Source organism: Mesorhizobium sp. USDA 4132, assembly GCF_056279545.1.
The window spans coordinates 4,448,254-4,471,518 of the sequence record NZ_JBWCCP010000001.1; the positions used below are offsets into that span (position 1 = coordinate 4,448,254).

Below are 23,265 nucleotides of genomic sequence, written 5' to 3' on the forward strand. Positions count from 1 at the left end.
GATGCCTCCTGAATCAGTTCGGAAACCTTTAAACCAAAGCCGCTGGCTGTCCATCGTCGGCATCGGCGAAGATGGCGTGCCGGGCCTCGGCGACAATGCGCGCGCGGCAATTGCTTCGGCCACCGTGGTCTTCGGCGGCAGGCGGCATCTGGAACTGGCAGCCTCTCTGATCACCGGCGAAGCCCGACCGTGGCCGACACCGTTTGATGCAACAATGCGCGACGTCGTGGCGCTGCGTGGCCAAAAGGTCTGCGTGCTGGCCTCCGGAGACCCCTTCTTCTTCGGCGTCGGCGCAACGCTGTCCCGCCATGTCGCGCCTGAAGAATATACCGCTTATCCTGCCCCCTCGGCCTTTTCGCTGGCCGCCTCAAGGCTTGGCTGGCCGTTGCAGGACATCGAAACCGTATCATTGCATGGCCGTCCGCTCGATTACATCCGACCGCTGCTGCATCCTGGCCGGCGGATCATCGCGCTGACATCCGATGAGAACGGGCCGGCGGCGCTGGCGGAGCTTTTGTCTCGCACCGGTTTCGGGCCTTCTCGGATAACTGTTCTGGAATCTTTGGGCGGGGCGGCGGAACGCATTCGTTCGCAGCAGGCAGATGAGTTTGCGCTAGTGGATATCCACGTGCTGAATGTCGTCGCCATCGACGTAAAGGCCGAAGCAGGAGCCTTTATTCTCCCGCGCGCTTTCGGACTGGACGACACGCTGTTCGAACATGACGGGCAGATCACCAAGCGTGAAATCCGGGCGCTGACGCTCTCGGCATTGGCTCCGCACCGCGGCGAGTTGCTGTGGGATATCGGCGCCGGATCGGGTTCGATCGGCATCGAATGGATGCTGGCCGACCCTTCCCTTAAGGCAATCGCGATCGAGGCCACCGCCAATCGGGCAGCACGGATCGGACGGAATGCTTTGGCATTCGGCGTGCCAGGCCTGCGCATCGTCGAAGGTGAAGCACCGGCGGCTCTGGCCGGCCTACCGCAGCCGGATGCGATCTTCATCGGCGGCGGCGGCAGCGAGCCCGGCGTTTTCGACACGGCCCTGGAGGCGTTGAAGCCCGGCGGGCGGCTGGTCGCCAATGCCGTGACGCTGGAAATGGAAGCGGTCCTCCTGACAGCGCATGCGAAACTCGGCGGCGAACTGATCCGCATGGAGGTTTCCCGCGCAGCGCCGATCGGCGGCATGTCGGGCTGGAAGCCGGCCATGCCGGTCACCCAATGGAGCTGGACGAAACCCGGAGTGAAACCATGATTGCCGCCGGTCTCGGCTGTCGCAAGGGGACGTCCGCGGAAGCGCTGCTTTCGGCGCTGACTGCCGCCTGTGCCGCGGCGAATATTTCACGTGAATCCGTTTCCGTTCTGGCGACCGGCGAGATCAAGCGGCATGAGCCGGGGATGGTCGCGCTTGCGCAGCGGCTGCGCCTGCCCTTGCAGATTGTCGACGAGGCGGCGCTGAAGCAGGTGGAAGCGCGCACCAGAACAGTTTCGAAACACAGTCTTGCGCAAACGGCCACGCCAAGCCTTTCCGAAGCCGCGGCACTGGCCGCCGCTGGCGAGGCTTCCGAACTGATTGTCGCGCGGCTGATTGCCGATGGCGCCACCTGCGCGCTGGCACGCTCGAAGGACCACTCATGACCGTGCATTTCATCGGCGCCGGACCGGGTGCCGCCGACCTCATCACCGTGCGCGGCCGCGATATTCTCGCCCGCTCGCCGGTCTGCCTTTATGCCGGCTCGATCATGCCGAAGGAACTGCTCGACTATTGCCCGAAGGATGCGCGGATCGTCGATACCGGGTCGCTGTCGCTGGACGATATCGAGGCGGAATACGTGGCGGCCCACAAAGCCGGCCGGGATGTCGCGCGGCTGCATTCCGGCGATCTTTCCGTCTGGAGCGCGGTTGCCGAACAGATCCGCCGGCTGGAGAAGCACGGCATCGACTATACCCTCACTCCCGGCGTGCCCTCCTTTGCCGCCGCCGCGGCGGCTCTGAGGCGGGAGCTGACCATCCCGGAAGTGGCGCAGAGCCTGATTCTCACCCGCGTTTCCGGCCGGGCGTCGAAAATGCCGGAAGGCGAGACGCTGGCGGCCTTTGGTGCGACCGGCGCGACGCTGGCAATCCACCTCGCCATCCATGCGCTCGACCGCATTGTCGCCGAACTGACACCGCTTTATGGCGCCGATTGCCCGGTCGCAATCGTCGTTCGCGCCTCCTGGCCGGAAGAACGGATCATCCGCGGTACGCTTGCCGATATCGAAGCAAAGCTGGCGGCGGAACCAGCCGAACGCACGGCGCTGATCTTCGTGGGCAAAGGCCTGGGCGCTGCCGATTTCGTCGAGAGCCAGCTCTACAATGCGGACTATGTGCGCCGCTTCCGGCCCGGCTGGCCTCAGGCCGGCGACAAGGATCCCGAATGATCGGACGGCGTAAACGCGGTCCGGCCGACCAACCGGCCCTCGCGATCGAAGACGAGGATTTCCAGCGCGACCTCGGGCTGTTTGAGCGCCTTGGCGGCCGTCTTCCAGGCGAGCGCGGCAATCCGGTCGCCCAGCGCCAGGCCGTTTTCGCCAGCGAGCGCGAACGCTTGGGATACGGTATTGGCGGCCGCTATCTGCGCCGCAAGTTCATCGCTCGCCCCGGCTTCACCGGCGAGTTTCGCCAGAGCTTCGAGATCGGCCAGTCCGCGCTTGGAGTGGACGTCGAGCATGCCCTGCGCGAGCTTGGTCATCTTGGCGACGCCGCCGGCGATCGTCACTTTCGGCACCGGATGATCGCGCAGATATTTCAGCATGCCGCCGACGAAATCGCCCATGTCGATCAGCGCGATCTCGTGCAATCCATGATGCGCCTGCACCGCCTTTTCGGACGTGTTGCCGGTGGCGCCCGCCACATGATCGAGCCCGGCGGCACGCGCCACATCGATGCCGCGCCAGATGGAATGGATCCAGGCCGAGCAGGAAAAGGGAATGACGATCCCCGTCGTGCCGAGGATAGATATGCCGCCCAGGATTCCGAGCCGACCGTTGAGCGTCTTCTCGGCAATTTTTTCACCATGGGCGACGGAAATCTCGACCTCGAAATCGGCCTCTTCGCCGGCGACCTCTGCGATCGCCTGGGCGATCATCTTGCGCGGCACCGGATTGATCGCGGGCTCGCCAACGGGCAGGGGCAGTCCGGCGCGGGTGACGGTGCCAACGCCTTCGCCGGCCTTGAAAACAATGCCGCTGCCGGCCGCGCCGCGCCGCACGGTGCTCTTGATCAGCGCGCCATGCGTGACATCCGGGTCATCGCCGGCATCCTTGACGATCCCGGCTCTTGCAAATCCCTCGCCGGTTTCTTCGACGGCGAGCGCGAAGGACGGCGTCTGCCCGCCGGGCAAAGTCACCTCGACCGGATCGGGGAATTTTCCGGAAAGGAGAGCAAGACAAGCCGCCTTGCTCGCCGCCGCCGCACAGGTTCCCGTGGTCCAGCCACGACGAAGGTTCTTGCCATCCACTTCCATGGCCGTTTCTATAGCCCGACCGGGGCCGAGCGTCACCGGTCAAAGGTCCGCATATGAATGAAAGCATCGAAACTATCGTCGCAGCACCCGTCTTCGAGCCCGGCCATGTCTGGCTCGCCGGCGCCGGCCCCGGCCATCCGCGTTACCTGACGCTGGAAGTCGCCGATGCGATCGGCAAAGCGGACGTGATCGTCCATGACGCGCTAGTCTCCGACGGCGTGCTGTCGCTCGCAACGACCGCAGAGCTGATCTTCGTCGGAAAACGCGGCGGCAAACCCTCCGTCGCCCAGGATGACATTACCGGCCTGCTGATCGAACTTGCCCGCAAGGGCCGGCGTGTCCTGCGGCTGAAGGGCGGCGATCCCTTCGTGTTCGGGCGCGGCGGCGAGGAAGCGGAAGCGCTGGTTCGAGAAAACATTCCATTCCGCATCCTGCCGGGCATGACTTCGGCGCTGGCGGCTCTCGCTTCCGCCAACATTCCCGCGACGATGCGGGGGATGAGCCGCGCGATCACGCTTGCGACCGGCCATGCGGCCGGCAGCCCCGGCGACCTGGACTGGAAGGCGCTGGCGAAAACCGGCGAGCCGATCGTCGTTTATATGGGCGTCAGCACGATCGGCACGATCGCCAGGCTGCTGATCGAAGGCGGGTTGCCGCCGGAAACGCCGGTCGCGGTGCTGATGGCGGCGACGACGCCGGACGAACGCTCGCTGACCGCAACGCTGGCAACGGTCGAGGCCGAGGTCGTGCGGCAGAAATTCGCCGCGCCTGCCCTGATCGTCATCGGTCGGATCGTCTCCATGCAGGCCGTCTTGTCGGGGGGCAAGTCATGACCGCCCGCGCGCTCATCATCGGTGCGCCACGTTCCGGCTCCGGCAAGACCAGCGTCACCATCGGCCTACTGCGCGCCTTTGCCCGCCGGGGCGTCAAGGTGCGCGGCATCAAGACAGGCCCGGATTATATCGATCCGGGTTTCCACGAGGCCGCGACGCATCGGCCGGGCCTCAACCTCGACAGCTGGGCGATGGCGCCGGACCTGCTGCGGCACCTGGCGCGCGGACAGGCGGAGGATGCCGAGCTGCTTCTGATCGAAAGCGCCATGGGCCTTTTCGACGGCATCGTCAGCGAAGAGAACCGTTCGGGCGCTGCCTCCGATCTTGCCCGGCTGTTCCGCCTGCCCGTGCTGCTGGTGCTGGACGTCTCCGGCCAGTCCCAAACCGCCGGCGTGATCGCCTACGGCTTTGCTCATTATGATCCGACCGTGAAAATCGCCGCCTGCGTGCTCAACCGGGCCGGCAGCGAACGGCACAAGAAGCTGTGCGGCGATGCCATCCAGGCGGCCGGAATTCCCGTCGTCGGCACCATCCTGCGTGATCCCTCGCTGGTTCTGCCCGAACGGCATCTCGGCCTGGTGCAGGCGAGCGAACACCCGGAAATGGACGCGCATATCGAGCGGCTGGCCGACGCCATGGAAGCCTCGCTCGACCTAGATGCGATCTATGCCGCAGCAAAGCCCTTCAATATTCCAAGCGGCTCGGCGGAAAAATCCCTGCGTCCGCCGGGCCAGCGGATCGCGCTGGCGCAGGATGCCGCCTTTACCTTCCTCTACCCGCATCTGATGCGCGAATGGCGCTCGGCCGGCGCCGAGGTCGTACCCTTCTCGCCACTGGCCGGTGAAGCGCCGGCTATCGGCTGCGACGTCTGCTGGCTGCCGGGCGGATATCCCGAACTGCATGCCGGACGGCTTGCCGCCGCCGAGAATTTCAAGTCCGGCCTAACGCGATTTGCGGAAACAAAGCCCGTTCACGGAGAGTGCGGCGGCTATATGGTGCTCGGAGAAACGCTGGAGGATGCCGATGGCGTGACGCACGCCATGACCGGTCTCCTGTCCCACCGCACCAGTTTCGCCAAACGCCGGATGAACCTCGGTTACCGCCAGGCGGAGATCGCCGAGAACAGCCCGCTCGGCGGCAAGGGCGATACGATCCGCGGCCATGAGTTCCACTATGCCAGCGTTGTTTCGCCGGGAACCGACCGGCCATTTGCGACGATCGCCGACGGTCGCGGCAAGTTGATTGGACCGACAGGCGGCCGGCGGGGCTTCGTCAGCGGCGCCTTTTTCCACGCGATTGCCCGCGGCTAACCGGCAGCGGCTGAAAGCGCCACAACCGCCGTTCGGCGTCCGCCGCCCGCAAATAATCGAATAGGGCGCAAATCTGTCTTGCGCGTCCCTCGCCAGCTTCTAGTCTGGGTTACTCGGGGCTAGATGCCCCTCAAACGATTGGTTTCCAACAGCAAGGTGTTCCGGTGACGGATTTCGAAAAGACCCGCTCGCTCTTCTATCTGCCGGAGGGCGTGATCTATCTCGACGGCAATTCGCTCGGACCGCTGCCGCTTGCAGCCAGGGAACGCGTCGCCCGGCTGATGACCGATGAATGGGGCGAGCTGCTGATCAAGGGTTGGAACAAGGCCGGCTGGATGGCAATGCCGCGGCGGATCGGCGACCGGGTGGCCAAGCTGATCGGGGCGGCGGAAGGCACGGTCGTCATGGGCGACACCCTGTCGATCAAGGTCTACCAGGCGCTCGCCTCCGCATTGGAACTGGTGCCGGAACGTAAGGTCGTATTGTCCGACAGCGGCAATTTTCCGTCCGACCTCTATATGGCGCAGGGCCTGATCGGTTCGCTCGGCAAGGGCCACGAGCTGAAGATCGTCGAGCCGGAAGGGATCGAAGCCGCGATCGACGAAACCGTCGCCGTGGTCATGCTGACCGAGGTGGACTATCGCACCGGGCGGCTGCACGACATGAAGGCGCTGACCGAAAAGGCGCATGCAGCCGGCGCGATCACCGTCTGGGATCTTGCCCACACGGCCGGTGCCCTGCCTGTCGATCTTTCCGGTGCGAACGCGGATTTTGCGGTCGGCTGCACCTACAAGTACCTGAACGGCGGGCCCGGCGCGCCGGCCTTCATCTATGTCGCGCCCCGCCATGCGGACAAGGTGCGGCCGGCGCTGTCCGGCTGGCTGGGGCACGAACAGCCCTTCGCCTTCGATCTCGGTTATCGTCCGGGTGGCGGTATCGACCGCATGCGGGTCGGCACGCCGCCGATCATCGGGCTTGCAGCGCTCGATGCAGCGCTCGATGCCTGGGACGGCGTCGACATGGGAGACCTGCGCCGCCAGTCGATCAAGCTCTGTGATCTGTTCGTCGCGGAAGTCGAAAGGCGCTGCCCGATGCTGAAGCTCGGTTCCCCCCGGGACGGGATGAAGCGCGGCAGCCAGATTTCCTTCCTGCACGATGAAGGCTACGCGATCATGCAGGCCCTGATCGCGCGCGGCGTGATCGGCGATTTCCGCGCCCCGAACGCCATTCGTTTCGGCTTCACGCCGCTCTATATCGGCGAGGCCGAGGTGTTGGGAGCGGTGGATATCCTCGAAGACATCATGACCAATCGCCTCTGGGACACCACCGAATATAGACAGCGGGCGCTGGTGACCTGAGCGGATGACGGAAGAACGGCCCACATCCCCCCGAAAGCTCTCCAAGGTCGTGCCCTACCGGCTCGCGCGCAGCAACGCGGAAATGATGAAGCTCGTCAGCCTGCTTTGCGAAGCCAACGGTTTCAAGCTGAATATCTGGCGGGTCATGTCCGCGATCGGCACCTATCGATCGATCTCGCCGATGGAGATCGGCAAGCTTACGACAATCGACAAGGCGATGGTGTCGCGTGCCATCCGCGAGCTTGTCGACCGCGACCTGATCGACCGCCGCGCCGACGCACGCGATGCGCGATGGGCCCAGATCCAGCTGACGACAGCAGGAACGGCCGTCTACGAAAAGATGGTGGCCGGCATCGATGCCCTCGAGAAACACATGTTCGGCGATCTGCCGCCCGAAAAGACCGCAGCCTTCATGGAGATGCTCGAACTGATCGAGCGTCGCGCCAAGTCGGCGCGTGAGATGGTGGAATTGAACGGCAAAGCCGGTTTGGCGCGGCTGTTGGGAAACGATGTCGAGTGAGACTTCCGCACTCCGACCACGTCCAGGCCGGGCCTCCGTAAGCTTTTCATAACCATTATCAGAATTGTTTACAAAGAAACAATCTCCCTGTAAACAAATGGCAGGGCGGGAGGAGATCGCCCGCTTTTGTCCTGGGAGGATCCTATGAAGAACCGGTTTTTTGCTGGGATGGCGCCCGTTGCCGCCCTGTCCATGTCCCTATTTGCAAGCTCTGCGCTGGCCGACATCACGATCGGCGTGACCATATCGTCGACCGGCCCGGGTGCGGCGCTCGGCATTCCGCTGAAGAACTCCGTCGAATTGTGGCCGACCGAAGTGGGTGGCGAAAAGCTGAAGGTCATTGTTCTCGATGACGCCGGCGACCCGTCCATCGCCACCACCAATGCCCGCCGCTTCGTCAACGACGACAAGGTCGACGTGTTGGTCGGCTCGGCACTGACCCCCGCTTCGATCGCCGTCGCCGGCGTAGCGGCTGAAAGCAGCACGCCGCATCTCGGATGCTCGCCGGTTCCGCCGAACATTTCCAAAGGCAAGTGGACCTTCATCATGCCGCAGGATGCCGGCCTGATCGCCAAGAACCTGTTTGCCAAGATGAAGGCCGACGGGGTCAAGACGGTCGGTTATATCGGCTTCTCGGATAGCTATGGCGACCTGTGGATGGGCCAGTTCAAGGCGATCGGCGAACAATACGGTTTGAAGGTCATCGCCGACGAGCGTTATGCCCGTCCCGACACCTCCGTTTCCGGCCAGGTATTGAAACTCGTTGCCGCCCGTCCGGATGCCGTCTTCGTCGGAGCCTCCGGCACCGGCGCCGCGCTGCCGCAGATCGGCCTGCGCGAACGCGGCTTTACCGGCAAGATCTACCAGACCCATGGCGCCGTGACCTTCGATTTCCTGCGCATCGCCGGCAAGGCTGCCGACAACACGATCTTCGCCTCCGGCCCGGCCATGGCGCCGGAAGCCCTGCCGGATACCGCGGAGACCAAGCCGGAAGGCATGGCCTACGTGACGGCCTACGAAAAGAAGTTCGGTCCCGGCACCCGCACCCAGTTCGGCCCACATATCAACGATGCCATGGCCATCCTGAAGAAAGCCATCCCGGTCGCGCTCAAGAAGGCAAAGCCCGGCACGCCGGAATTCCGCGCGGCTCTCCGTGACGCTATCGAAACCGGCGGTCCGTTCCCGGCAAGCCAGGGCGTCTTCAACTTCAAGGCCGACGATCACCTTGGCCTCGACGACCGCGCCGTCGTGCTATTCACAGCCAAGAACGGCAAGTTCGAAATCACCAAGTAAAGAGCAACTGAACGAGGCCCGGCGTCCGCGCCGGGCCTTTTTGCAGCGTCTTTTCTGTTATCGGGGGAAATTCTTTGGACGCGATGATTGCGACCTTCCTGATCCAGGATGGTGTCACCAATGGCGCGATCTATGCGCTCCTCGGCCTGGCGCTGGTCCTGCTCTTTTCGGTCACGCGGGTGATCTTCATTCCCCAGGGCGAGTTCGTCGCCTATGGCGCGCTGACGCTGGCGCTTCTCGACGGCGGCAAGGTGCCCGCCACCACCTCGCTTCTCGTCTGTTTTGGAGCGATCGCCTTTCTGTTCGATCTCTGGAGCATGCGCCGCGGCACCGATATCCGCACCTTTCTGCGCAGTCTCGCTCTTAATCTGGTGCTTCCCGGCGTGATTTACGGCATCACCATCGTGCTTGCCCCGCTGGCCTTGCCGTCCATCGCCAAGGCGCTGCTCACAATTCTGATCATCACACCCATGGGCGCCTACATCTACCGTATCGCTTACCGGCCGCTTGCCGATGCTTCCGTGCTCGTCCTGCTGATCGCTTCGATCGGCGTGCACCTCGCCATGATGGGGCTTGGCCTCGTCTTCTTCGGCGCCGAGGGCCTGCGTGCCGAACCGCTCGCCAACGACAACTACACGATCGGCTCGTTGATGGTGAGCGCCCAGAGCCTCTGCATCTACGGTGCGACGATCGCGATCATCGTCGGCCTCTACCTGTTCTTCGAGCGGACGCTGCTCGGTAAGGCGCTACGCGCCACCGCCGTCAACCGGCTCGGCGCCCGACTGGTCGGCGTTCGCACCCATCTGACCGGCATCACCGCCTTCACGTTGGCCGCGGCGATCGGCGCCGTTTCAGGCGTGCTGATTGGCCCGATCACCACGATCTATTACGACACCGGCTTCCTGATCGGGCTCAAGGGCTTCGTGGCGGCGATCATCGGCGGGCTTGCGAGCTTCCCGATCACCGCGATCGCGGCGATCGGTGTCGGGCTGGTCGAATCCTTCTCTTCCTTCTTCGCCAGCAGCTTCAAGGAGGTCATCGTCTTCGGGCTCATCATTCCCGTTCTGATCTGGCTGTCGCTGAGCGGCAGTTTCCACGAGGAGGAGTGAGCGATGAAGATCGAGCGTTTGCTTCCCGGCCTTGCCGGCATCGTTTTCCTGGCGGTCATCCCTCTCCTGCCGGTGCCGCCGTTCTGGCTGACGATCCTCAACAATATCGGCCTCGCCTCTCTGGTGACGATCGGCCTGGTGCTGCTGACCGGTGTCGGCGGCCTCACCTCGTTCGGCCAGGCCGCCTTCTGCGGTTTCGGGGCCTATACGACGGCCGTGTTGAGCACGAATTACGGCTTTTCGCCCTGGCTGACCCTGCCGCTGTCGCTGATCGTCGGGGCGTTGACCGCCCTGCCGCTCGGCCTCATCACCGTGCGCCTTTCCGGCCATTTCCTGCCGCTCGGCACGATCGCCTGGGGCCTGGCGCTCTATTATCTGTTCGGCAAGATCGACCTCCTCGGCCGTTACGACGGCATTTCCGGCATCCCCCCGGTCGAAGTCGCCGGATATCGCTTCATGAGCGACGGATCGATCTATTACCTCATCTGGTTCTTCGTGATTGCTGTCGCGCTCGGCGCGAAAAACCTGCTGGACTCGCGGATCGGCCGCGGCATCCGCGCGTTGCGCGGCGGCGGCCAGGCGGCGGAAGCGTTCGGCGTCAACATCGTGCGCGCCAAGCTCACCGTTTTCGTGTTCGCCGGCGTGGTCGCGGCCCTTTCCGGCTGGCTCTATGCGCATATGCAGCGTTCGGTGAACCCGACGCCGTTCGGGCTCAGCATGGGCATCGAATATCTGCTGATGGCCGTGGTCGGCGGTTCGGGTCATGTCTGGGGCGCAATCTTCGGCGCCAGCATCGTGCTGATCATGAAGGACGTGCTGCAGCGTTTCCTGCCGGACCTGATCGGCACAACCGCCAATCTGGAAATGGTCGTTTTCGGCATTCTGCTGGTGGTGATCCTGCAGCTCGCCCGGGATGGCCTCTGGCCATTCGTCTTGAAGCTCCTGCCGAAGCGGCCCCCGCGGCCTCTGCCGACTTCCGACGACAGGCTTGCCAAGCGAACGCTGGCGCCGGCCGGCTCGTCGCTGATCAAGGTGGAAAAGGCGCGAAAAGCCTTTGGCGGCCTGGTGGCGGTCAACGATGTTAGTTTCGAAGTGCGGGCCGGCCAGGTCGTCGGCCTGATCGGGCCGAATGGCGCCGGCAAGAGCACGACCTTCAACCTCATCACTGGCCTCGCTTCGTTGACCAGCGGATCGGTTTTCTACGAGGGCCAGCCGATGACCGGCGACAGCCCGCGCGAAGTCGCCAAACACGGCATCGCCCGCACCTTCCAGCACGCGAAGATCCTGCCGGACATGTCGGTGCTGGAAAATGTGGCGCTCGGCGCGCATCTGCGCGGCTCGGCCGGTGTCTTCAGGAGCTTCCTGCGGCTGGAGCGCAGGCAGGAGGCGACGCTGTTGGCCGAAGCCGCCTTCCAGCTCGAACGCGTCGGGCTCGGCGCCTATCGCGACCGGCCGGCCGGCGATCTGGCGCTCGGCCAGATCCGCATCCTGGAGATCGCCCGCGCCCTGTCCGCCGATCCGGCCGTACTACTACTCGACGAACCCGCGGCCGGCCTGCGCCACGGCGAAAAACAGGAGCTCGCCAACCTCTTGAAGAAGCTGCGCGAGGAGGGCGTCAGCGTGCTCCTCGTCGAACACGACATGGGCTTCGTCATGGGTCTGGTCGACCATCTCGTGGTGCTCGATTTCGGTACCCTGATCGCCGAAGGCAAGCCGGCCGACGTGCGCAAACATCCGGCGGTCGTCGCCGCCTATCTCGGAGGCGTCGCATGAACGGAAACCTGCTCGAACTCTCCGACATCCACGTCTCCTACGGCCGCGCCGAGGTGCTGCACGGCATATCGATGAGCATGAAGCCTGGGAGCATCGTCACCGTGATCGGCGCAAACGGCGCCGGTAAATCGACGCTGCTAAACGCCATCATGGGCATCGTTCCCTCTTCCGGCACGATCATCTACGACGGTGCACCCGTGCCGCGCTCGGTCGAGGGCCGCGTCGCCGCCGGCCTCTGCCTCGTGCCGGAAAAGCGCGAACTGTTCTCCACCATGTCGGTCGAGGACAATGTCGAGCTTGGCGGCTTCCTGCGCAGCGCCACTGAGCGCGCCGAGACGCGCGAGGACGTCTATACGCGTTTCCCGCGCCTGGCCGAACGCCGCAAGCAGCTGGCCGGCACGCTTTCCGGCGGCGAGCGGCAGATGCTGGCGCTCGCCCGCGCCCTGATGAGCCGGCCGCGCCTGCTGCTGCTCGACGAACCGAGCCTGGGCCTCGCGCCGAAGATCGTCATCGACATCCTCAACATCGTCTCGGAACTGCGAAAGACCGGTGTCTCCATCCTGCTCGTCGAGCAGAATGCCCGCGCCGCGCTCGAAATCGCCGACGAGGGTTATCTGGTCGAATTGGGCGAAGTCCGCCTTTCCGGCCCGGCAAGCGAAATGGCGGTCAATCCGGCGCTGATGGAAAGCTACCTCGGCACCCATTCCTGATGAGATAATTCAGCCTGACGCGGTCGATCAATCGAAGCTCTCGACCAGCTTCCGACGGAACTCGTCCATACGATAGACCGGGGTGGATAGCAGCGGGATCATGCCCTTCTGCCAGTTCCAGCCGTCGAGGCGTTTCAGGAGGTCCGGATTGCCGGTGACGATATGCATCGGCACGTCGCGCGAGGCCCCCTCGCCGGTAACGATCGACGCCGGCTGGTGATCGCCGAGCAGGATGAACAGCGTGTTCTTCCCGTAGCGCGCCATATACGAGCCGAGCGTCTCGATCGTGTAGTCGATCGAGGTGAGATATTGCGCCCGCACGCGGTTGGGATCGGCCCAGACGACCGAGGGCGGATCGCCGCTTTCCGCCTGCGCATTAAAGACGGCGCCATCGCCGATCCGGTCCCAGTCGACCAACGAGGGAAGCGGCGTCCAGGGTGCGTGGCTGGAGATCAGCGCCATTTCCGCCATGACCGGTTTGTGGCCCACCGGACGCTCCAGTCTTTCAAATGCCTCGAGCGTGAACTGATCCGGCATCGTCACCCAGTTGAAGGGTTTGCCGCGATAGCCGAGCCCTGCGGCGGCATGGATGCTGTCATAACCGAAATAACCGGCTTCCGGCCAGTCGAGCGTGATCGCCGGCATCACCGCCGTGGTGCGCCAGCCAGAGGAACGGAAGAGGTTGTTGAGGCTCGTCCGCTCGCTGGTGATCATCCGGTCGTAGCGCCCCTGGTTGTCGACCCAGAGACCGGAGAGCAGCGTACCATGCGCCAGCCAGCTGATGCCGCCGACCGTCGGCGAGGTGAGCCAGCCGCTGCGGGCCTGCAGGCCTGCGGCCCCGATCTCGTTCTCCACCGACGTCAGCCGGCTGTTGATGACCGTCGCGTAACGCGGATCTTCGATCGCGCTGCGGCCATAGGATTCGACGAACACCAGCACGACATCGGTACCGGCAAGCGCCGAGAAATGCGGCCCGGCGGTGACCGGATCCTGCTTCAGTTCGTCCTCGAACCGGGCGAGATCGGCAATCGAACCCTTCACCATCGCGATGCGATTGACAAAATAGGAAGCGGCATCGGCCTCGACGCCGAGGGCGGGGCGATCGTCATTTTGGACCGCAAGCGCCGCTAAGCCGATTAACAGAACCGCACCGGAGACGAGAGCGGACTTGCGCCGGGCTCCCCCCGAAAGGCGCCGGAAACCGCCCAGCGACCAATAGAGGACGGCGGCGACAACCAGCCATGCCAGAAGACCCGCACAGATGATTCCGACCGCCTTCGTGATGCCGGCGGAACCGCTTAGGAGATTCCAGCCGTCGGTGAGGATCTTGAGGTCAAGATAAGGATTGAACGGTCGCTGGAAAGCGGTGCCGGTGCCTATGTCCGCGAGTTTCAGGAACAGCATTGCCGCCAGCAGCAGGGTGACCGCAATGCGCAGAAGGGAAAAACCGAGACCTGCCAGCACGGAAGCCAGCAAAGCAACTGCGGCCACTTCCAGCGGAAACCTGACCTCGGAAAAATCGGTGAAATCGGAAGGAAGCGCCAGGATGACCGCAACGATCGCCAGCGCAGTCGTGATCCTCAGAAATGGCAGTCTATTTGCCTTGCGCTGCGCGATATGCCCTATTCGGTCGATGTCACTCTGGCGAAAAGGCCGAAACTCGTTCATGCGCTGCTCCTGCAAAACCTTCGGCCCATGCGTTTTCTGAAACTTATAGGCTTATCTGCGGCCTTCGCACTTCTCATTGCCGTGATCCTGCGCTTCGATCCGCAGCGGATCGCCACAGGCCTCGCCTCAGCGGACCCGAGCTACGTGGGCGCCGGGCTTCTTCTGGTGCAGGTGCAGATCGTTCTTTCCGCACTCCGCTGGCGGTTCACGGCAGCGCGGCTGGGCCAGCACTTGAGCGTTGGGCAAGCGATCGGCGATTATTATCTCGGAACGTTGATCAACCAGCTTCTGCCGGGCGGCGTGGCCGGCGATGCCGTACGCGCCGTCCGCAACCGGGCTCATGGTGATGGCGGCTGGAAAGTGCCGGCGCAGGCCGTGATCTTCGAGCGGATCGCCGGACAAGGCGTGTTTTTTCTGCTCGCCACCATCGGCGTCATGCTCTGGCCGCTTCTGGGCAGGGCGATGATTCCGGAGGAGCTGCGCCACCTTCTCTCCGGTTTCGCGCTTGTCGTCGCCGGGTTGGTCTTCGTGTGTCTGTTGCTGCTCCGCTTCCCGCCGCGCCGCATCCGACCTCAGCTTGAAGGGCTGAAGTCCGCGCTGGCGCAGGTCTTCTTGCAGGACGGAGCCTGGATAATGCAGACGCTATTCAGCATCGTCATCGTCGCAAGCTATATCGCCATGTTCATGCTCGCTTCAGCAGCCGTCGGCTCGCCTTTGCCCGCGCTCGCGGCGGTCACCGCAATTCCGCTCTGTCTGCTGATGATGCTGATCCCTGCGACCATTGCCGGCTGGGGCGCCAGGGAGGCGGCGGCAGCGGCGCTCTGGCCGCTCTTCGGTTATCCCGCCTCCGATGGCGTCGCCGCCAGCATCCTCTACGGCATTCTGGCGCTTGTCGGCGCAGCACCCGGCCTGGCGTTCATTTTCGCCGCGCTGCTCAAAAGGCGAAAACGCTGAAATCGTTAAGACTTCAGCCGTGCATAGATATCGCCGGAAGACGTCTGGCCGGAAAGGCCGGCAATCTCCGCCAGCATCGCGTCGGCGGCAATCCACTCTTGATGGACGAGCCGATGCCGCTCGCCCTCAACCCGGTTGAAGCGATAGGGACCAAGCTTCCGCAGATGCCCGACTGCCTCCTCGGCGATTTCCATCGTCGCGGGGATATACTCGAAGGCGATCAGTGGGATGGGCTGATGCAGCCCGGCGATGATATCCGCTTCCGCGCCCTCCACATCAATCTTGCAGAAGGCAGGCAGCCCGTATTCTTCGATCAGCGCATCGAGCGTCGTCATCTCCACACGTTCGACCCTATCCCACGTGACATTGCGAAAACCGGCGGTCTTTCCGACTTTCGAAATCCACGACGAGGAGATGCTCGTCACGGTCGGGTGGCGGCTGGAAATATGCAGGTCGACATTGCCCGGTTCCTTGCCGACTGCCTTGCGCAACAACGTCAATTCTTCGCCGGCAAAGGATCTGGCGATGAAGTCCGCAAACAACGGCTGCGGCTCCAGCGCGACGATCCTGGCACCGAGCGACAGAAGCGTGCGGCTGCGGCTGCCGGCATGGGCGCCGATATCAAACACCAGATCGCCCTTGCGGATCAGGTCCACATAAAATCGCTTCAACGAAGAACGCCGCCAAGGCTGGCCGTAATAGATCAACAGCGAGCGCGTGAGGCCAAGGAAAGCGGAAAAATCAGGTCGCGGCATGGTGGTTCTTGCTTGCACTCACCAGGAAGATCACGTCGACGGCGAAGGAATAGGTGAGCGAGGCAAGAGCCCCGGCCGCAAGCAGGGTGGAGACCGGCATCGTAACGACCGGAAACAACATCAGACAGAGCGCCACGCCCTGCACGACGCAGATCGCCTTGCGGCGCATCGAATGAGGCAGTTCGCCCTTGAGCGCCGGAAACACCGCCTGCGCCCCGACATAGGCATAACGCATCAATCCGATCAGCAGAACCCAAAGTCCCGCCTTGCCGAGCAGCACGGCCGCGAGCGAGAGAAAAAAGATCAGCAGCGCATCCACTTCCATGTCGAAACGGGCACCGAATTGCGAGACCGTGCCGGTCTGGCGGGCGAGAAAACCGTCGACGCCATCCAGCGCCAGCGCGAAGGCAATCACGAAGCCGAGCAGCCGTAGTGCGCTCTGGTCGAGATCCACGCCGAATTGCGGCGACGCCAGCACCATACCGCCCAATACTGCCGTGAGCGCGGCACGGATCGTCGTCACGATGTTGGCAAAACCGAAACGGCCATGGCTGTGGGCGTGGAGATTGCCGAGAGCGATGGCGGAAATCACTGCATAGACGATGAAGGCGCAGCCGGCAGCGGCCGTGTCGATGCCGAGCCAGTCGCCGAGGAAATGCATCGCCGCAACGAGCGCGGCAGCGACGGTCATGGTCACCGCATAGGCATCCAGGGAGAGCAAGCGATAAGCCCTGCGCGCCGCCTGGCGATCCAGCGGCCCGGCATTCATCCAGTCAGCCATCGGACATGCCTTCCTCGTCCCAGGGATGATATGAAACATTCATGACGCTCTCCTCACAGGCACTACATGGAGAAGAATACGGAGCGCAGCAAAGGCCGGATCCGCAAAACCAGTGTCAAATAAACGTGATAGCGATGTCGACCTCTCGCACAACGACTCCCTTGCCGTCATCGTTGAAGCCTCTAGGTCTGGATTGTTGTGGCGTGAAAGGTGTGATGCGTGACAAGGCGTGAGACAGCCCCCAATGCGGCAACGCAAAAGGACGGAAGAGCCCTCTGGATCGAGGAGACAGGCCGTTGCGCACTTCGGCAGGAGAAATTGCCGGCGGAGTGCGAAGGCGAGGTTGTCGTCCGCACGCTTTATAGCGGCATCAGCCGCGGCACCGAATCGCTGGTCTTCGCCGGACAGGTGCCGGAAAGCGAATACGAGCGCATGCGCGCACCGCATCAGGCAGGCCGGTTTCCCTTCCCGGTGAAATACGGCTATGCCGCCGTCGGAATTGTCGAAGAAGGGCCGGAACGCCTCGTCGGCAGAACTGTCTTCTGCCTGCATCCCCATCAAGATCGTTTTCGGGTGTCCGTTTCGGCTATTCACCCGCTTGCCGACGGTTTACCCCCGCACCGTGCCGTGCTGGCTGCCAATATGGAAACCGCGCTCAATATCACCTGGGACGCAGGCATCCAGCCGGGTGACCGCGTGGCCGTTTTCGGCGCCGGCGTCGTCGGGCTTCTGGTCGCCTACCTTGCGTCGCGGATCATCGGCACTGAAGTGGTGATCTCCGATATCGAACCGGAGCGTGCCGAAACCGCTAAGGCTCTCGGTCTTCGATTTTCGTCTGCCGATGATGTGCCCCATGATTGCGACGTGCTGGTCAATGCTTCCGCTTCGGCCGACGCTCTGGCAACGGCGCTCGATCATGCCGGTTTCGAAGCCCGGGTTATCGAAGCGAGTTGGTATGGAGAAAAGCACGTGGAGATCCCGCTTGGGCATGCTTTTCATGCCAAGCGCCTGTCCATCGTCAGCTCGCAGGTCGCCTCGCTGCCGCCCGGGCGGCGCGCCCGCTGGGACACGAGGCGCCGCATGAGCAAGGCACTCCAGCTTCTCGGCGACGACCGGCTCGACCATCTGATTTCGGGCGAAACACCGTTCGAAACCATCGCCGCCGATTATGCCGACATTATCGGCTCGGCCACCACGCTCTGCCATCGCATCAAATACTGAAGGAAATCCCGCATGTTCGCCGTTGAAGTCCGTGATCACATCATGATCGCGCATAGTCTTCCCCGCCCGGTTTTCGGCCCCGCCCAAGGCATGCATGGGGCAACCTTCGTGGTCGACGCCGCCTTCTTCACCAGCGATCTGGACGAGAACGGGCTTGCGGTGGATATCGGGCTGGCGTCCGAGGTGCTGAAGGACGTGCTGGCGCCGCTCAACTATCAGAACCTCGACACGCTGGAGATTTTCGCCGGCAAGGTGACGACGACAGAATTCCTCGCCAAATACATATTCGACCGCATCGCCGATGCCATCCGGAACGGCCGGCTCGGTGAGGGCGGTGCGCGCATCCGCAAACTGCGGGTCATGCTGCACGAATCACACACCGCCCGCGGCTGGTTCGAGGCCGAGTTGTGAGCCGCGATCTTGTCCTTGCCTATCCCGGCGACCTCGAAACCCGCACCGGTGGTTATGGCTATGATCGGCGTGTCGTCGCGGCCCTTACCGATCTCGGCTGGAATGTCGAACTGATCTCCCTCGGCGACGGCTTTCCAGATCCGAACGCGAAACAGCTCGACGATGCCGGGCGGATGCTCTCCGGCCTTGCCGATGACAGCCTCGTGCTGGTCGACGGCCTGGCCTTCGGCGTGATGGACGAATGGGCCGGGCGCGAAGCAAAACGCCTGAAGATCATGGCGCTCGTGCATCACCCACTGGCCCTGGAGACGGGGCTCGACGGCGAACGACGACAGGCTTTAGCCGCCCGCGAAAAGGCCGCGCTGGCGCAGACCCGCGGTGTTGTCGTCACATCGCATGCCACCGCCGCCGAACTCGCCGCCAATTACGCCATCCCTGCGGAAAAGATCACGGTCGCCATCCCGGGCATGGATCCGGCGCCGCTGGCTGTCGGTGGCGGCGACCCGCCTCTGATCCTCAGCGTCGGCACGCTGACCCGCCGCAAAGGCCACGACATACTGATTTCTGCGCTCGAAAAGCTGCGCGATCTGCCATGGACCTGCCGCATCGTCGGCAGCAAGGTGCTAGACCCCGGCGTCGCCGCGGAACTCGAACGCCAGGTTGCCCAATCCGGGCTCGGTGACCGCATCGAGCTCGCCGGCCAGATCGACGACACACGCTCCGAATTCGCCAAGGCCGACATCTTTGCGCTCGCAAGCCGTTATGAAGGTTATGGAATGGTGTTTGCCGAGGCGCTCGCCCAAGGCCTGCCGATCGTCGGCTGCGCGACGGGGGCCGTGCCGGACGTCGTGCCCAAAAGCGCCGGCTTTCTCGTGCCACCGAACGATCCGGACGCTTTTGCCGCCGCCCTGAGACGACTGCTGGAAGAACCCGAAACCCGCATTTCGATGGCCGATGCCGCCGTAATCGCCGGTGCCAGGCTTCCCTCCTGGCGGGACACCGCCGTCATCATCTCCGATTTTCTGGAACGAGCGTCATGAGCGGCTTCGACAGGGATTGGCTGGCGCTGCGCGAACCCGTGGATGGTCGCGCACGGGACGCGGATTTGCTGGCAGCGGCAATCCAATCCCTCGAAAGCGTCTCTGCCCCGACGATCCTCGATATCGGCTGCGGCACCGGTTCGACCTTTCGCGCGCTTTCGCCAAAACTTCAAAGGCCGGCGCGGTTTCGGCTTTTCGACGACGATCAGCGGCTTCTGGACGAAGCAAATCGCCTGCATGGCGAGGCCATCGAGATTGTTCGGGGCGACCTCAACGAGATCGAAGCTCTGCCGCTCGCCGATGTCGGCCTCGTGACCGCCTCCGCTCTCTTCGATCTCTGTTCGGAGCAGTTCATTCGCCGTTTCGTCGCCCACATTTCGCAAAGAGGCGCCAGCCTCTATGCCGCGCTCAACTATGACGGCCGGATGCGCTGGTCGAAACCACACCCGCTTGACGAGACCGTGGTTGCGAACTTCAACGCACACCAGTTGAGTGACAAGGGTTTTGGACTTTCGCTTGGGCCCCGGGCGTGGGCGACGCTGGCCGATTGTCTCGGGGAGAGCGGCTACACGGTGACGACGGCTGAAAGCCCATGGGCGATGACCGTAAGCGATCGCGACCTGCAGCGTCTTTTCCTCGACGGTATGGTGCGCGCGGTCTATGAATACGGCCAGCTCGACGAGAGCGAACTCCGCGACTGGGCCGATTTCCGGCGAAAAATGGTTGATCGCGATGGCAGCCTATGCCAGGTCGGCCATCAGGACATCCTCGCGATCCGCTGAGGCAGCCACTTCAATGCGGAAATTGCAGTCGAATACGATATCCGTGCCGATATTGTAGACCTGAACCTCCGGGCGGCGAGCCTCCGACAACCGGTCGATCGGCGAAAGCCGGATACCCGCGGGGCCCGAGCCGATGATGATCGGCGCGACCGAGACATGCAGCCGGTCGATCAGGTGTGCATCGACGAAGCGGGAAATCGTAGTTGCGCCGCCTTCGACCAAAACGGTCGTCAGGCCGCGTTCGGCGAGCGCGGCAAGAATATCCCGCGGAGCAAGTCCTCCATCCGCCTGACGCGGCAGCCGGATGGTCCGATACCGGACGTTGCGGAGAGGAACGTCGTCGGCCTGCATGACGTGCACGGGCGCGCCGCCGTCATGCAGCATCTTGGCCCGCTCGGGCATGCGGCCATTGCAATCCACCACGATGCGCACCGGGTTCCTGCCGCTGACGGCACGAACCGAAAGACTGGGATTGTCGGCAACGACCGTCCCGACCCCGATGATCACTGCATCCACCAGCGCCCGGCACCGGTGCAGATGGGCAATCCCATCACAGCCGGACACATCCTGGGCGTCGCCGGTCGGCGTTGCGACGCGGCCGTCCAGAGACTGGCCGACCTGGGCCAGAACCAGCGGCCCGCCACGGACCGCGATCGGCCTGTAGAGCGAGAGACCGGAACCATCGACATCGGCGGAAAGCGCCACCGGGCGCAGGGATCCTTCGCGAAGCGAAAGCAGATGCTGCCACAGTTCCTCGGTCATCCTCACTGATCGCATGTCCGCCTCGTCTTCCGGCCGAAAATGAAGAATGCCGGCACCTTCAAAAGGTTCCCCGCCCGCCCATTCTCCCGTGACTGTAATACGGCGAAAAATTTCACCGGATCAACATTCCGTCAATGCTCCGCTGAAAATTGCTGCCACCATGATCGATAGCCTCTCGAGAGAGTTTTTGGAGGCTTCCACTATCGTGGGAGTGCGCCGCTCCTCACGATTTCAAGGCGCCGGGACGAAAATGACCGAGCGCTTCCCAGGGCTTCCGTTATTCCTGGATTGCCGCCGCCTGATCTTAATCGCCCAAACAAAAAACCGCCGGATCCTTCGACCCGGCGGTTCCTCCGTCCCCTGTATGGGTCCATGTGTGGGATTGGCGTCAGCTGGCGCGGCGCATCTTCTGGGCGACGCGGTTGAGGCTGCCGGCGCCGGCATTGTAGCCGGTATCCTGGTTGGCGTTGATGCGGAAGCTGCTGATCAGGTTCAAGAGTTCGTCGGTATCGGCGGCAAGCGCCTCGGCCGAGGCGGTGGTTTCTTCCGCCATCGCCGCATTGTGCTGGGTGGCCGCGTCGAGCTGGTTCAGCGACGACGAGATCGAGCGCAGCGTGGTGTCCTGTTCGGAAGCCGAATGGGCGATCTTGCCGACGATGTCGCTCGCCGCCTTCACCTGGTTGGAGATCCGCTTCAGCGCTTCGCCGGCCTCGCCGACGAGGCGCACGCCATTCTGCACCTGGCCGGAAGAGCGCGAGATCTGGTCCTTGATCTCCTTTGCCGCAGCGGCGGAGCGCTGGGCGAGTTCGCGCACTTCCTGGGCGACGACCGCAAAACCCTTGCCGGATTCCCCGGCGCGGGCAGCTTCCACGCCGGCGTTCAAGGCCAGCAGGTTGGTCTGGAAGGCGATGTCGTCGATCACCCCGATGATCTTGGAAATCTCTTCCGACGAATGTTCGATACCGCCCATCGCGTCGATCGCCTGGGCGACGATCTGGTCGGAGCGGTTGGCCTCGGCGCTGACCGAGGTGACCCGCTGGGCGGCCTCATGCGCACCTTCTGCCGTCTGGCGAACGGCGACGGTGAGTTCGTCGAGGGCGGCCGACGTCTCTTCGAGATTGGCGGCCTGGCGTTCGGTGCGCTGCGACAACTCGTTCGAGGCGCGGCGGATTTCTTCCTTCGAACCGCTGATATCGATGCCCTTGGCATTGACCTTGCTCATCGCGGCCTCGAGATGGGCGAGCGCCTCGTTGAAGTTGTGGCGCAGCGTCTCGTAGCGCGCCCCGAGATCGGCGCAGCGGACCGTGAGGTCGCCATGGGCCAGCGCTTCGAGCGCTTCGCCGATGGTGGAGACGACGCGGGTCTGCAGCGCTGCTTCCTGCTGCTGCATGTCGAGGTTCTGCTGGCGCTCGCGATCGAGCTCGGTCTTCTGCTTTTCCTCGCGTTCGGCCATCGCATGCCGTTCGCGGATCTTTTCCTGCAGCGCCTGGGTGGCCTTGGCCATCATCCCCACTTCGTTCGACATGTCCGTGTGCGGGATCGTCGCGGTGACATTTTCGTCGGCGACGGCCTGCAACGTGTCATGCACCGCGGCCAATGGCTTGGTGATACCGCGGATGACCACATAGGCGGCGCCGAGGGCGATGATCAACGCAAGTGCGCCGATAGCGAGCGCGTCCAGCACCATTCCGCGGATCTGCGCCTGCAGGTCGTCGGTGTAAACGCCGGTCGCAAGGACCATCTGCCAGGGTTCGAACGCTTTCGCATAAGAGCTCTTCGAAAAGTCCCCATCAGGCTGGCCGGGCTTGCTCGTGCTCATATAATCGACAATTCCGCCGCCGGCCCTGCCAACGGAGACCATTTCGTCGCGGAACAGCTTCCCGGCGGAATCGGGTTTACCCTTGCCGTTTTCTCCAATCTTCTTCGGATCAGGATGCATCAGCATCTTCACGTCATAGTCATAGGAGAAAAGATAGCCGTCAGGCTGGAAGCTCATGGCGGAAACTGCGGCGAAGGCCTGTTTCTGGGCTTCTGCGCGCGTCAGCTCACCGGCCGCCTCACGCTGCTGGAACTTCTTGAGGATGCCGATGCCCGACTCCACCTGGGTCCGCAGCATTCCATACCGTTCGGCATAGATAGCCCGCGTCGAGGCCTGGAGTTCGAAATAGGTCACGACGGCGAAGCCGGCGATCAGAGCCAGAACCAGCAGCACGAGCTGGTTTGAAATCCTCAGATTTTTCATGTTCGTTCCAGGGGTGAGTGAGGCGCATCAAGCGACCGGGAGAAATGATTCTGAATGAAAAAGCGCATCCTGCGCGTGGAAATGTGCGGCACTGCACACTTGCTAGAATGCGGGACAATATTTGAATAAAAATTTAATAAATGATCACGCGTATCTAAAAATTAATAACAATTGGTAGTTGCGAATACTTCATGTGGCCCGAATATTAATCCCGGCGCATGAAAGTAAGTTTATGGAA

Annotated in this window: 22 protein-coding genes; 16 read left to right on the forward strand and 6 right to left on the reverse strand. The window is 63.3% G+C overall.

Annotated elements, in window-relative coordinates:
• Position 1 precedes the first annotated feature (1 nt).
• Genes ACZ9IU_RS22045 through cobM form a run of 3 tightly spaced genes read left to right on the forward strand, consistent with a single transcriptional unit; the run spans position 2 to position 2,420 of the window.
• Positions 2–1,255 carry a bifunctional cobalt-precorrin-7 (C(5))-methyltransferase/cobalt-precorrin-6B (C(15))-methyltransferase gene (locus ACZ9IU_RS22045; RefSeq protein ID WP_038547155.1) on the forward strand — a complete coding sequence of 418 codons (1,254 nt, stop codon included), beginning with the start codon at positions 2–4 and terminating at the stop codon, positions 1,253–1,255.
• Positions 1,252–1,638 carry a cobalamin biosynthesis protein gene (locus ACZ9IU_RS22050; RefSeq protein ID WP_038547158.1) on the forward strand — a complete coding sequence of 129 codons (387 nt, stop codon included), beginning with the start codon at positions 1,252–1,254 and terminating at the stop codon, positions 1,636–1,638. Before ACZ9IU_RS22045 ends, ACZ9IU_RS22050 begins: the two co-directional genes overlap by 4 nt.
• Positions 1,635–2,420: a precorrin-4 C(11)-methyltransferase gene (gene cobM / locus ACZ9IU_RS22055; protein ID WP_038547161.1), complete on the forward strand. Its 786-nt coding sequence runs from the start codon at positions 1,635–1,637 to the stop codon at positions 2,418–2,420. The genes ACZ9IU_RS22050 and cobM overlap by 4 nt, the downstream gene beginning before the upstream one ends.
• Here the strand turns inward: cobM and ACZ9IU_RS22060 are convergent.
• The gene (locus ACZ9IU_RS22060; protein ID WP_038547164.1) at positions 2,393–3,505 is read right to left on the reverse strand and encodes a cobalt-precorrin-5B (C(1))-methyltransferase; all 1,113 of its coding nucleotides are present in this window, start codon (positions 3,503–3,505) and stop codon (positions 2,393–2,395) included. The two genes, cobM and ACZ9IU_RS22060, sit on opposite strands and share 28 nt — an antisense overlap.
• Positions 3,506–3,558: 53 nt before the next feature.
• On the opposite strand from ACZ9IU_RS22060, the gene cobA reads away from it, so the two are divergent.
• The 8 genes from cobA to ACZ9IU_RS22100 all read left to right on the forward strand — a co-directional run bounded on the left by cobA (position 3,559) and on the right by ACZ9IU_RS22100 (position 12,411).
• Positions 3,559–4,338 (forward strand): uroporphyrinogen-III C-methyltransferase, encoded by a 780-nt coding sequence (cobA, locus tag ACZ9IU_RS22065; protein WP_038547167.1) that lies wholly within the window; start codon positions 3,559–3,561, stop codon positions 4,336–4,338.
• Positions 4,335–5,648 carry a cobyrinic acid a,c-diamide synthase CobB gene (locus ACZ9IU_RS22070; protein WP_038547169.1) on the forward strand — a complete coding sequence of 438 codons (1,314 nt, stop codon included), beginning with the start codon at positions 4,335–4,337 and terminating at the stop codon, positions 5,646–5,648. Before cobA ends, ACZ9IU_RS22070 begins: the two co-directional genes overlap by 4 nt.
• 164 nt (positions 5,649–5,812) lie before the next feature.
• Positions 5,813–7,006 (forward strand): kynureninase, encoded by a 1,194-nt coding sequence (gene kynU, locus ACZ9IU_RS22075; RefSeq protein ID WP_038547173.1) that lies wholly within the window; start codon positions 5,813–5,815, stop codon positions 7,004–7,006.
• 4 nt (positions 7,007–7,010) lie between these two features.
• The gene (locus ACZ9IU_RS22080; protein ID WP_080719242.1) at positions 7,011–7,526 is read left to right on the forward strand and encodes a MarR family winged helix-turn-helix transcriptional regulator; all 516 of its coding nucleotides are present in this window, start codon (positions 7,011–7,013) and stop codon (positions 7,524–7,526) included.
• A gap of 144 nt (positions 7,527–7,670) precedes the next feature.
• Positions 7,671–8,819, forward strand: coding sequence for an ABC transporter substrate-binding protein (locus ACZ9IU_RS22085; protein ID WP_038547176.1), 1,149 nt, complete (start codon positions 7,671–7,673; stop codon positions 8,817–8,819).
• Positions 8,820–8,893: 74 nt separating this feature from the next.
• Positions 8,894–9,928 carry a branched-chain amino acid ABC transporter permease gene (locus ACZ9IU_RS22090; protein WP_038547178.1) on the forward strand — a complete coding sequence of 345 codons (1,035 nt, stop codon included), beginning with the start codon at positions 8,894–8,896 and terminating at the stop codon, positions 9,926–9,928.
• A gap of 3 nt (positions 9,929–9,931) precedes the next feature.
• Positions 9,932–11,701 (forward strand): branched-chain amino acid ABC transporter ATP-binding protein/permease, encoded by a 1,770-nt coding sequence (locus ACZ9IU_RS22095; protein WP_051899895.1) that lies wholly within the window; start codon positions 9,932–9,934, stop codon positions 11,699–11,701.
• Positions 11,698–12,411, forward strand: a complete 714-nt coding sequence (locus tag ACZ9IU_RS22100; protein ID WP_038547181.1) for an ABC transporter ATP-binding protein — start codon at positions 11,698–11,700, stop codon at positions 12,409–12,411. The genes ACZ9IU_RS22095 and ACZ9IU_RS22100 overlap by 4 nt, the downstream gene beginning before the upstream one ends.
• Before the next feature lie 27 nt (positions 12,412–12,438).
• Here the strand turns inward: ACZ9IU_RS22100 and ACZ9IU_RS22105 are convergent, their stop codons facing one another.
• Complete coding sequence (locus tag ACZ9IU_RS22105; RefSeq protein ID WP_038547184.1) at positions 12,439–14,079, reverse strand: sulfatase-like hydrolase/transferase; 1,641 nt, start codon at positions 14,077–14,079, stop codon at positions 12,439–12,441.
• A gap of 27 nt (positions 14,080–14,106) precedes the next feature.
• On the opposite strand from ACZ9IU_RS22105, the gene ACZ9IU_RS22110 reads away from it, so the two are divergent.
• Complete coding sequence (locus ACZ9IU_RS22110) at positions 14,107–15,033, forward strand: lysylphosphatidylglycerol synthase transmembrane domain-containing protein (protein WP_038547187.1); 927 nt, start codon at positions 14,107–14,109, stop codon at positions 15,031–15,033.
• A 5-nt stretch (positions 15,034–15,038) separates the two neighbouring features.
• Here the strand turns inward: ACZ9IU_RS22110 and ACZ9IU_RS22115 are convergent, their stop codons facing one another.
• Both ACZ9IU_RS22115 and ACZ9IU_RS22120 read right to left on the reverse strand, forming a co-directional pair.
• Positions 15,039–15,788 (reverse strand): FkbM family methyltransferase, encoded by a 750-nt coding sequence (locus tag ACZ9IU_RS22115; protein ID WP_038547190.1) that lies wholly within the window; start codon positions 15,786–15,788, stop codon positions 15,039–15,041.
• Complete coding sequence (locus ACZ9IU_RS22120; RefSeq protein ID WP_051899897.1) at positions 15,775–16,569, reverse strand: CDP-alcohol phosphatidyltransferase family protein; 795 nt, start codon at positions 16,567–16,569, stop codon at positions 15,775–15,777. Before ACZ9IU_RS22120 ends, ACZ9IU_RS22115 begins: the two co-directional genes overlap by 14 nt.
• Before the next feature lie 219 nt (positions 16,570–16,788).
• On the opposite strand from ACZ9IU_RS22120, the gene ACZ9IU_RS22125 reads away from it, so the two are divergent.
• From ACZ9IU_RS22125 to ACZ9IU_RS22140, 4 genes are read left to right on the forward strand one after another with little or no spacing between them, the layout of a single operon-like run.
• A complete protein-coding gene (locus ACZ9IU_RS22125; protein ID WP_157885192.1) occupies positions 16,789–17,790 on the forward strand; it encodes a zinc-dependent alcohol dehydrogenase in 1,002 nt (333 codons plus the stop codon).
• A 12-nt stretch (positions 17,791–17,802) separates the two neighbouring features.
• Positions 17,803–18,201, forward strand: a complete 399-nt coding sequence (locus ACZ9IU_RS22130; RefSeq protein ID WP_038547193.1) for a 6-pyruvoyl trahydropterin synthase family protein — start codon at positions 17,803–17,805, stop codon at positions 18,199–18,201.
• Complete coding sequence (locus ACZ9IU_RS22135) at positions 18,198–19,241, forward strand: glycosyltransferase family 4 protein (protein WP_038547196.1); 1,044 nt, start codon at positions 18,198–18,200, stop codon at positions 19,239–19,241. The genes ACZ9IU_RS22130 and ACZ9IU_RS22135 overlap by 4 nt, the downstream gene beginning before the upstream one ends.
• Entirely contained in the window at positions 19,238–20,023 is a 786-nt protein-coding gene (locus ACZ9IU_RS22140) for a class I SAM-dependent methyltransferase (RefSeq protein WP_038547199.1), read from the forward strand. The genes ACZ9IU_RS22135 and ACZ9IU_RS22140 overlap by 4 nt, the downstream gene beginning before the upstream one ends.
• Here ACZ9IU_RS22140 and ACZ9IU_RS22145 read toward each other — a convergent pair.
• Positions 19,982–20,800, reverse strand: coding sequence for a RibD family protein (locus ACZ9IU_RS22145; protein ID WP_038547202.1), 819 nt, complete (start codon positions 20,798–20,800; stop codon positions 19,982–19,984). The two genes, ACZ9IU_RS22140 and ACZ9IU_RS22145, sit on opposite strands and share 42 nt — an antisense overlap.
• 373 nt (positions 20,801–21,173) lie before the next feature.
• Positions 21,174–23,027 (reverse strand): methyl-accepting chemotaxis protein, encoded by a 1,854-nt coding sequence (locus ACZ9IU_RS22150; protein WP_038547204.1) that lies wholly within the window; start codon positions 23,025–23,027, stop codon positions 21,174–21,176.
• Positions 23,028–23,265: the final 238 nt, after the last annotated feature.